Source organism: Bacillus sp. JJ783 (assembly GCF_036963225.1).
GTDB lineage: Bacteria > Bacillota > Bacilli > Bacillales > Bacillaceae_G > Bacillus_A > Bacillus_A cereus_U.
In genome coordinates this window covers 394-2,396 of sequence record NZ_JBALMG010000170.1, presented here as the reverse complement: position 1 = coordinate 2,396, position 2,003 = coordinate 394, and the positions used below count along the sequence as shown (strand labels likewise).

The window sequence follows — 2,003 nt, the reverse complement described above, 5'->3', positions numbered from 1 at the left end:
ATAAAACCTTTGGAACAGAGTGTTTAGCAACATTACATCCTAAATTCCTCCATCCATAAATCATTGTGAGAAAGGATGTTTCTATAACAAGGAGCTGATAGAACGTTAGAAATATTAGAATTTTAAAAAAATATGTAATTTTGCATTTATAATAACAAGATAATGTTTTTTCTGTATAATTCCTTAATAAGATACATCTTTATTATACGTAGTATTGAGAGGAGAAATAAAAATGAAGAAATCCATCGTTACATTACTAGCAACTGGAATGGTTTTAGGTGCTCCATTTTCAAGTGCCTTTGCAGCAGAACAAGTATCGCAGCAAGAAGCTTTGGACAAAATGGAAGTCGTTCAAAAAAAGTGGAATGATGAACAAGGAAATCCATCTTTCCTTTCAGGAAAATTATCTGGTAAAAAAGTAGACTCAGAAAAGGCGGTAAAATCGTTCCTTGAAGAAAATAAAGAATTATTTAAAATCAACCCACAAACTGACTTAACACTGAAAGAAATAAAGTCAGATGATTTAGGAATGAAACATTATGTGTACATTCAATCTATTAATAAAGTTCCAGTTGATGGTGCACGTTTCATTGTTCATACAGATCGTGATGGCAAAGTAACAACGGTAAACGGAGACGTACATCCCGCTGCCGCTGAACGTTTGAAAGGAAATACAAAGGCAAAGATTTCAAATGAAACTGCCCTTTCAAATGCATGGAAACATATTAATCTAGCAAAAAAAGATACATTTGTAGAAACAAATGGGACTCCGTTAGAACAAATGAAAGAAACCGTAAAATCTACAAATGAAAAGGCAGATTTAGTTGTTTATGAAAAAGACGGGAATTATTACTTAACTTATAAAGTACAATTACAATTCATTAAACCTTATGGAGCAAACTGGAAAATCTATGTAAACGCAGAAGATGGAACAATTGTAAATTCATATAATGCAGTTACAGATGCAGATACTCCGCAAAAAGGCTATGGCAACGGCGTATTAGGGGATCGAAAAAGCCTGAATACAACTTATAGCAGTCAATATGGAAAATACTATTTAAAAGACACAACAAAGCCGATGAATGGTGGCGTTATTGAGACAACTACAACTAATCATGGCACTGATTGGCAAAATCCAGATAATTACGCTCTATTCGATAAAGATAATGCTTGGATAGATAAGAGCCAAGCTCCTGCAGTTGATGCTCATTTTAATGCAGGAAAAGTATATGATTATTATAAAAATGTTCATAACCGTAACAGTTTTGATGGAAAAGGTGCAACGATTCGTTCTGGAATCAATTTCGGAACCAACTACAATAATGCATTCTGGAATGGACAACAAATGGTTTATGGTGATGGCGATGGTGTTGAATTCGCACCGCTTTCAGGTTCGCTTGATGTTGTTGCACACGAACTAACACATGCGGTAACTGAAAAGTCAGCTGAGCTTGAATACCTAAATCAATCCGGGGCACTAAATGAATCTTTTTCTGATGTATTTGGATATTTCGTTGATCCAGCCAACTGGGATTTAGGAGAAGCTGTAACTACGCCAAAAGTTGCAGGAGATGCACTTCGCAGCTTATCAAATCCTGAAAAGTATGGCCAACCTGCTCATATGAATGACTATCAATATTTACCACCAACAGAAGAAGGAGACAATGGCGGCGTACATATCAATAGCGGTATTCCAAATAAAGCTGCTTATTTAACAATCAATGCTATTGGTAAGGAAAAAGCAGAAAAAATCTACTACCGTGCTTTAACAACGTACTTAACACCAACAAGTGATTTCAGCAAAGCACGTGCTGCTTTATTACAATCTGTTGCTGATTACGATGGCGTTAATAGCGCGACATATCAAGCTGTACAAAAAGCTTGGAATGACGTAGGAGTAAAATAATAGTTTCATTGGTAGAAAAGTGTAAAAGAACACGCTTGCTAGGAGTATCTGACGAGCGTGTCCTTTTTTTACTGTATTTTTTATCGTATACTTTATT

Annotated in this window: 1 protein-coding gene; it reads left to right on the top strand. The window is 35.3% G+C overall.

Annotated features, from left to right (window positions below; genetic code table 11):
- Positions 1–232 precede the first annotated feature (232 nt).
- Positions 233–1,906 (top strand): M4 family metallopeptidase, encoded by a 1,674-nt coding sequence (locus tag V7038_RS26505; protein ID WP_335695879.1) that lies wholly within the window; start codon positions 233–235, stop codon positions 1,904–1,906.
- The last annotated feature ends 97 nt before the right edge of the window (positions 1,907–2,003 follow it).